Origin of the sequence: Roseicella aerolata (assembly GCF_020523605.1) — a bacterium.
In the GTDB taxonomy this organism is placed as follows: domain Bacteria; phylum Pseudomonadota; class Alphaproteobacteria; order Acetobacterales; family Acetobacteraceae; genus Paracraurococcus; species Paracraurococcus aerolatus.
The window spans coordinates 1-7,612 of the sequence record NZ_JAJAQI010000093.1; the positions used below are offsets into that span (position 1 = coordinate 1).

The following is a 7,612-nucleotide window of genomic DNA, read 5'->3' on the forward strand; positions in this document are numbered from 1 at the left end:
GAAGGTTCGAACTCGCGGGCAAGGTCGGCCGGGTCGCGTCCGGCACGGACCAACTCGACCATCTGGCGCCGGAACTCCGGTGCGTAGGCAGGATGGGGTCTGGGCATCGCGGACACCTCGCGCGAAAGCTTCGTTGATGTCCATCGAGGCGGGGCAAACCCAAACCCAACCGCACGATCCGCAGCCGCTCCTCGGTGGACCAGGTCCATCGCCGGATCGCGCGCACCCGGACTTCGACTGCAGGATCAGAGGCCGCTCCGGAGCCGCTCTTATGACCGTCGTATGAGCGGCTTGCGAGTGGTGCTGGCGTCGTCGTGTCGTCAGTCATGCCCGAGACATCGACCACCCACCGTGATCACCGCAAGGCGTGGATCGGCTGCCGCTTACGGAGCGGCAAGTTCGCGCAGTCTACGCTGGAACGCCGCATACGCTTGCGCATCGGCCAGCCTCGCCGGCACCCGCGACCGTACCCTGCTGCTGCTCGGCTTCGCCGGGGCGCTGCGGCGGAGCGTGCTGGTCGCCATCGAGCACCGTCAGGTTGAGCGCGGCTTGGCGGGCTGATCCCGGTCCGGTAGGAGGCTGGAATGAGCTCGTCAGCCGCCAAGTCGCTCTATGCCGGCTACCGCTTCCCGGCCGAGGTGATCAGCCATGCGGTGTGGTTGTACTTCCGCTTCCCGCTCAGCCCCCGCATGGTCGAGGAGATGCTGGCGGTGCGCGGCATTGTGGTCAGCCATGAGAGCGTCCGGCAGTGGGCGCTCAAGTTCGGCCAGGAGTTCGCCAACCGGATCAGGCAACGGCTGCCGCAGGCCAAGAACAAGTGGCACCTTGACGAGGTGGCCATCAAGATCGCCGGGGTACAGCACTGGCTCTGGCGTGCCGTGGACCAGACCGGGATGGTGCTCGACGTGCTGCTGCAGAGCCGACGCGACAAGCGGGCCGCCAAGCGCCTGCTGCGCAAGCTGCTGAAGCGGCAGTGCCGGGCGCCGCGGGTCATGATCACCGACAAGCTGCCAAACTACGGAGCGGCCAAGCGGGAGGTGATGTCCGGGGTCGAGCACCGCCGGCACAAGGGCCTGAACAACCGGGCCGAGAACTCGCACCAGCCGACACGACGACGAGAGCGGCAGATGAAGCGCTTCAATTCGCCGCGGCAGGCACAGCGCTTTCTCTCTGCCCACGACCAGATCGCCAACCTCTTCCATCTCCGCCGCGACCACGTCACCGCCAGGGAGCATCGAGCCGCGAGGGCGCGTGCGTTCGAGGCATGGGCCAACATCAGCGGGATTGCTGCGGCAGCCTAAACTCCGTGCTTGCATCGCCCTCGGCATGCCGGGTCGCTCGGCCCGACGGCAACAAGTTGACGGTGCCGTTCATGCACATGGGCCAGGTGAACATCCTGCACGTACCCTACCGCGGGGGCGCGCAGGCCTACAACGACCTCCTGGGCGGCCGCGTCGACATGGTCTTCGGCAATATCCCAGAGGCGCTGCGCCTCTCCCGCGAGGGGCAGGTGCGGCCGCTCGCCGTGACTGGCGCGGGGCGCAGCCCGCAGGCGCCGGACGTGCCGGGATGGCAGAGTTCCTGCCGGGCTACGAGATGAACTCGTGGGGCGGGGTGCTGGGCCCTGCCGGCATCCCGACCGCGATCGTCGAACGCATCGCCGAGCTCGGGCGCGAGGCGGTGCAGGGTACCGAGGTGCGCCGCCGCTTCGAAGAGGCCGGTGCCACGGTGTAGTGGACACCACCCGCCGGCCTCGCCGAGTTCCGGCGCGAGAACGAGGCGCGCTTCGCGCCACTGGTCCGGGCGTCGGGCGCGCGAATGGAGTGAACAGCGGTGGGAATGGCGCGTCCCATACCTCGATCTGGCGCCTCAATAGGTTCCGGTCTTCGCTGGCTGTGGCGCCTGGGCCACCGGCGCTTCGCCCATCAGCATTGCCCGCATACCGGCCCCGTTCGTGCGCCACCAATTGTACAGGATCCGCACATCCCACCCGATGCAGAAGTGCTTCACCCCCATCTCCAGGTAAGGCTTCGCGCTCGAGATGTCCGCCAGTTCCACGCGCGGGTGCTTGCCCATTCTCAGCGCTGTCTCGATCGTCCTGCGCTCCGCCTTCACCACGTCCGGGTGCGATCGCTGCCCGGTCAGCCCCAGGCTCATCGAGTAGTCGGACGACCCGAACTGCACCATGTCGATGCCCGGGACCGACAGGATCGCCTCCAAGTCCTCCACACACTCGCGCTTCTCGACCATGATGGCGATCACCACCTCATTCAGCGCGTCGACATAGGCCGGCGAGCCGCCCTCCAGTACGGTGCCGACATCGCGCCGCATGCCGACGCCCAGCCGCCCGCCGGTGCCGGGGGTTTCGGCTCGCACCGCGGCGACGCACAACTCGGCGTCGGCCACCGTTCGGATATCGGCGAAAAGCACGCTCTGGAAGCCCGATCCAATCGCTCGCATCGCCTGATGCGCGTACTGCTTCTGCTCAACCTTAATCATGCCGGCGAGATTCTTCAGCTCGAACGCACGGCCGAGATTGTCGAGATCATGCATGGTGAACGGCGCGTACTCGGCAGTGAACTCGACGTAGTCATAGTTCTCTGCGTCGCCGATCAGTTCCACGAGCGTGGGCCAGCTGGACAGGATGTGCGTGCCGATCGTCGGTTCCCCGGTATTCAGCTTCTGGCACAGGCGGTTGGGGCGCATGGTGTCGTTTCCTCCGGCGATTGGGGCGCTGACCACGAGTGTCGTCCGATCAGGACATGCGCGCAACCTGGGCGGCGCCACTTGCCGTCGGCGTCGAGAGCCGATGCGTCGTGCCCTTCACCTGCTTCTCCGAAAACGATGTCCTGCCGAACGGCTCACGGAGGCGGAGCGGATCGAGCGCGGCTACCTGGGCACCCTGCTGCCGCTGAAGCTGCTCGCGCCGGACATCTCGAGGCGATCCTTGACAGGCGGCAGCCCGAGGGACTGGGGCTGCCGCAGCTTTCGGAGCCCTTCGCGTTGGAGTGGGCCGAGCAGCGCGCGGAGTTGGATCACGGCTGGGTCAGATCGGCCGAGCGAAGCCGTCCATAGGCTCTCGACACTTGGTGCCGACCGAAGGCCGCTTGTGCGTAGGCGGGCCGTTCGACAATGATGCCAGGACTGAGGGAGCGAGACGTACCATGAACGAACTGGTCGAGCCGGTGGCGGCTCCGCAAGGGCTCTCCCGCGCCGAGCATGCCGCCGGGATGGCTGCCTACCAGGCCGCGGGCGAGCAGCTGGCGGCCGAGATCGGCAACCGCGGGCCGCTGCGTCTCACCGATGATGGGGCGCTGCATCCCGATATCCAGACCGCCTACTGGCGCCATGGCTACTACATCTTCGAGGGCGTGATCGACGCGGCTGAGGTCGAGGCGCTGCGTGCCGACGCGCAGAACATGCTCTCGCGCGCCCCGGTCGGGCCCGACGCGAAGGTTGACGCCCAAGGGCGTCCCGCGCTCGGCCTCGACTACGCGCGCTTCCCCTACCGCTACACGAAGCCCCTGGCGGATCCCTGGGGAGGCACGCAGCTACTGGGGGGACGTCATCCGGCGCAGATGAGCCAGCCGAAGCCGGACGCGGGCGCGCCGGAGCACGTGGTGTTCCTGATGTATGCCATGTGCCAGGCGATGCCCTCGGGCCTGCGCCTCTATGGGCACCCCAAGCTGCTGGCCGCGGCGCAGTCGATCAACGGCCCCGATTTCGTGCCGTTCAATGACGCAATCTTCGTCAAGCAGCCTGGCCTCGGCGGCTCCGTTGCCTGGCACCAGGACGGCGTGACGCACTGGAACTCGCCCGATTGGGATGAGGGGATCCATGGCTTCAACTACCAGGTGCAGCTCTACCCGACGACGCCGGCCAACTGCCTCTGGGTGATCCCGGGCTCCCACAAGCTGGGCAAGGCTGACATCAAGGCCATGGTGGAGGCCAATGGCGGCAGCGAGCAGTTGCCGGGTGCGGTGCCGCTGGTCTGCGAGGCGGGCGACGTGACCATGGTCAACCGTCAGATGGTGCACGGCTCCTTCGCCAACAGCTCGCCCGACCTCCGTATCTCGCTGACCTTCGGCTTTCACCGGCGCAAGTCCGTGCTGGGCCAGAAGGCGGCGCTGTCGATCGCGGAGACCAATGCCGTTTACGACGAGCAGCGCATCTTCGACCGCTCCGCGGTGATCCAGGTCGCCATCGATGCGCGGCAGCAGGCTTTTCCAGATGAGCCGGTATTCAGGTACCAGCCGTTCATCGGGCTCGAGGATCAGTTCCGGTTGACGCCTGAGACGTTCGACCGGGTGATCCGCGACTACAACACCAAGGATCTCGCCATCTGAGACAGCTCCGGGTGGCCCCCTTCCGTTGACAGCTCGCGGTGGCGGCCGAAACTGACCCGGTCGCGTGCGGCAATGAGGGGGGCTACGTACGATGGACACCGATGAGATCGGCTGGCTTGGTGTTGCGGAGCTCGGCGCCCTGTACCGTGCGCGCCAGCTCTCACCGGTCGAGGTCGCCAAGGCCGTGCTTACGCGGATCGAGCGCATCGACCCCCAGGTGAACGCAATGATGCGCGTAACACCGAACCACGCGCTGGAGGCAGCCAGGCAGTCCGAGGCTGTCTTCATGCGAGGCGACGTGCCGCGCCTGCTGGAAGGCATTCCCGTCACCATCAAGGATCTGCAGCCGACGAAAGGCGTGCAGACCGACTACGCGACTGCGGTGATGCAGGGCACGATCCCCGATGTCGACGCGCCTGTCGTGACCCGGCTGCTGGACGCCGGCGGCATGATGCTGGGCAAGACCACCTCGGCGGCCGAATGGGGTTGGAAGGGCGTCAGCCAGGCGCCGGTCTCGGGGATCACCCACAACCCCTGGGGCAAGGGACTGAATGCCGGCGCCTCCTCCTCCGGAGCTGGCGTGGCGGCGGCCTGCGGCTACGGGCCATTGCACCAAGGCGGCGACGGCGCGGGCTCCATCCGCATGCCGGCACATTTCTCCGGCGTCTACGGCCTGAAGCCGACCTATGGCCGCGTGCCGAGCTGGCCGGTTTCGAACAACGACCTCGCCACGCATGTTGGGCCGCTGACCCGCAGCGTGGAGGATGCCTCCCTGATGCTGCAGGCGATCGCCGGGCCGCATTCCTGGGATTTCACCTCGCTGGAGACGCCGCCGCAGGACTATGCCGGCCAGCTCAAGTCAGCGAGCATGAAGGGCAAGCGCATCGGCTTCACCCGCGACCTCGGCCATGCGCGGGTCGATCCCGATGTTGCCGAAGCCGTCGCCAAGGCGGTTACTGCTTTCGAGGAGATGGGCGCGCATGTCGAGGAGGTGACGCCCGCCTGGGGTCCACTCGGGCCCGAGCTGGTACGCTTCTTCTGGCCCGCCACCTTCACTGCGCGGCTGCGCTACCTGCCGGAGTTCGAGAGCCGGATGGATCCCGGCTTCGTCGCCATGATCAAGTCGGCGGCGCGCTGGACCGTGGCGGAGTTCATGCAGATGCGCGAGCGTCGCTTCGCCTACATCCAGGCGATCCATGAGTTCATGCAGGATTACGACTTCCTGCTCTCGCCGGCGGTGAGCGTCGCGGCCTTCCCGGCGGACCGACTCCAGCCGGAGCACTGGCCGCAGGATGAGTGGGACTGGTTGATGTGGGCGGAGTTCTCCTACCCATTCAACTGGTCGGGCAGCCCGGCGGCGAGCGTGCCCTGTGGCTTCACCCCGGCGGGGCTACCCGTCGGGTTGCAGATCGTCGGCCGGCGCTTTGACGATCTTGGCGTGCTCCAGGCGAGCGCAGCTTTCGAGGCGGCGCGGCCCTGGGCTCTGCATCGGCCACCGCTCGCCAGTTGAACCCGGGGCCACCTGGCCCGGGCGGAGGACGGTGGCGATGCCGGTGCGGGACGGTGGCAAGGCGGCCGCCACCTGCAGGCCGGGCCGGGGAGGCCTCACCCGGCCCTACCCGAGCTCGGGACTGCCATCGGGTTGACGTCCTGGAGAAAGTCGAGCGCTGGCTGCCGCACGAGGCCGAGCGGGTCTATGTCACCGCCGACAACCTGAGCAGCCGTCACCCCCCTGTCGCAGCCGGACATCGCGCTCCTGCCCAAAGCTGCATAACTTGCTGGATGAACGGCTCAGGTAGCCGGACGGATGTTCTGGTTGAGGCGGAACAGGTTGGACGGGTCGTACTTTGCCTTCACCCGCGCCAACCTATCGTAGTTGCCACCATAGGCCGCCCGTATCCGCTCCTCCCCCTCGTCGCCCAGGTCGTTCACATAGACCCCGCCCGTGACGTAGGGCCGCAGAGCCTCGAACACGCCGCGCACCCAAGCGATATTGCGCGCGTCCTCCGCCAGGTCTTCCGAGATTGCGCAAGGAATGAAATTCCAGTTTGCGTCGCGGTTGCCGTAGGCTGTCTCCCCTACGCCGCGGCGGGCCGTCTCGCCACCCGCCTGCTGCAGGACGATGACACTCGGCGGCCCGGGCACCCTGGCAAATTGCGCGACCATGGTGTCGATAGCGGCATCTGGCATTTCCCGCAGGAAGTGCGACTTCCAGTAGAAACGGCGCCCGCGCGCGAAGAGGTCGTCAAGACTGGTCTGCAGCGCGACATAGGGCATCGGCCCGACCATGTCCTGGGCTGGCGGCCCAAAGCTGCGGAGCGGCTGCAACTCGCGTTCCGCCTGATCGAGCGGGCCGATATGGCAGGGCGCGAAGCCGAGCATCAGGCTTCCCCCGGGCATGGCCATCAGGGCGGCGTCCACGCTGACCTCATCCGGCGCGGCCAGGCAGAAGTCACGGTAGAAACGAAGCGCCTCGGTGGCCCGCGCGAACTCATGCAGGATAAGCCCGCCGAGAATCATTGGCCCGACTGGGAAGAGCCGGTACTCGAAGCGGGTGACGATTCCGAAATTCCCGCCGCCGCCGCGCAAGGCCCAGAACAGGTCTGGATTTTCCGTCTCACTGGCGGCCACGACGCGCCCATCGGCGAGCACGACCTCCGCTGAGAGCAGCGTGTCTGAGGTCAGGCCGTATTTGCGCATCAGCCGGCCCATGCCGCCGCCGAGCGTCAGGCCGGCGATCCCGGTATGGCCGACCACACCGCTGGAGGCAGCCAGCCCATGCGCCTGCGTCGCGGCATCCAACTCTGATACCGCCGAGCAGAGAGACTAACTCACCTGTGACGCCAGGGGGTTGGCTGGTGTGATTCCCTGCTGGTCCGAGAAGGACGGAGGGGATGGTGGGAGCGGCACTGGCGATCCGGACTGACCTGGCCAGTCCGGCCCGGCTGCGGGCGTTGGCGCGGCGGGAGCGGAATCCGAGGATGTCCACCCGGATGCTGGCGATCGCCAGTGCGTTGGAGGGTAAGAGCCGGGCCGAGGCGGCGCGCTTGGCGGGCATGGAGCGCCAGGCGCTGCGAGGTTGAACGTACTGCGTTCAACGGGGTCCGCTACAATGCCGAAGGGCTGGAAGGCCTGCGTGACCGGCCGGTGACCTGCGCCCCTGAACTGGATCCGGGTTTGATGGAAGAGTTGGCCTCCTGAGGGAGGTCGGGATGGCAGGGAAGCGTTTGAAGCCGGAACAGATCATTGGGGTGCTGCGGCAGGCC

The 7,612-nt window shown here is 67.3% G+C and carries 7 protein-coding genes; 5 read left to right on the plus strand and 2 right to left on the minus strand.

Annotated elements, in window-relative coordinates; genetic code table 11:
- Positions 1-584: 584 nt before the first annotated feature.
- The 3 genes from LHA35_RS27225 (at position 585) to LHA35_RS27235 (ending at position 1,734) form a co-directional block, all read left to right on the plus strand.
- Positions 585-1,301, plus strand: a complete 717-nt coding sequence (locus tag LHA35_RS27225) for an IS6 family transposase (RefSeq protein WP_226614296.1) — start codon at positions 585-587, stop codon at positions 1,299-1,301.
- Between the two features lie 62 nt (positions 1,302-1,363).
- Entirely contained in the window at positions 1,364-1,600 is a 237-nt protein-coding gene (locus LHA35_RS27230) for a tripartite tricarboxylate transporter substrate-binding protein (protein ID WP_338051009.1), read from the plus strand.
- Positions 1,570-1,734 carry a tripartite tricarboxylate transporter substrate-binding protein gene (locus LHA35_RS27235; protein WP_226614300.1) on the plus strand — a complete coding sequence of 55 codons (165 nt, stop codon included), beginning with the start codon at positions 1,570-1,572 and terminating at the stop codon, positions 1,732-1,734. Before LHA35_RS27230 ends, LHA35_RS27235 begins: the two co-directional genes overlap by 31 nt.
- A 135-nt stretch (positions 1,735-1,869) precedes the next feature.
- Here LHA35_RS27235 and LHA35_RS27240 read toward each other — a convergent pair whose 3' ends face one another.
- On the minus strand, positions 1,870-2,706 hold the full coding sequence (locus LHA35_RS27240) for an HpcH/HpaI aldolase family protein (protein WP_226614303.1): 837 nt from the start codon (positions 2,704-2,706) through the stop codon (positions 1,870-1,872).
- 458 nt (positions 2,707-3,164) lie between these two features.
- On the opposite strand from LHA35_RS27240, the gene LHA35_RS27245 reads away from it, so the two are divergent.
- Together LHA35_RS27245 and LHA35_RS27250 are read left to right on the plus strand one after the other, a co-directional pair.
- A complete protein-coding gene (locus tag LHA35_RS27245) occupies positions 3,165-4,346 on the plus strand; it encodes a phytanoyl-CoA dioxygenase family protein (RefSeq protein ID WP_226614305.1) in 1,182 nt (393 codons plus the stop codon).
- Between the two features lie 91 nt (positions 4,347-4,437).
- Positions 4,438-5,856, plus strand: a complete 1,419-nt coding sequence (locus LHA35_RS27250; protein ID WP_226614306.1) for an amidase — start codon at positions 4,438-4,440, stop codon at positions 5,854-5,856.
- Positions 5,857-6,137: 281 nt separating this feature from the next.
- On the opposite strand, the gene LHA35_RS27255 is transcribed toward LHA35_RS27250, so the two are convergent.
- A complete protein-coding gene (locus LHA35_RS27255; RefSeq protein ID WP_226614307.1) occupies positions 6,138-7,148 on the minus strand; it encodes an FAD-binding oxidoreductase in 1,011 nt (336 codons plus the stop codon).
- Positions 7,149-7,612: the final 464 nt, after the last annotated feature.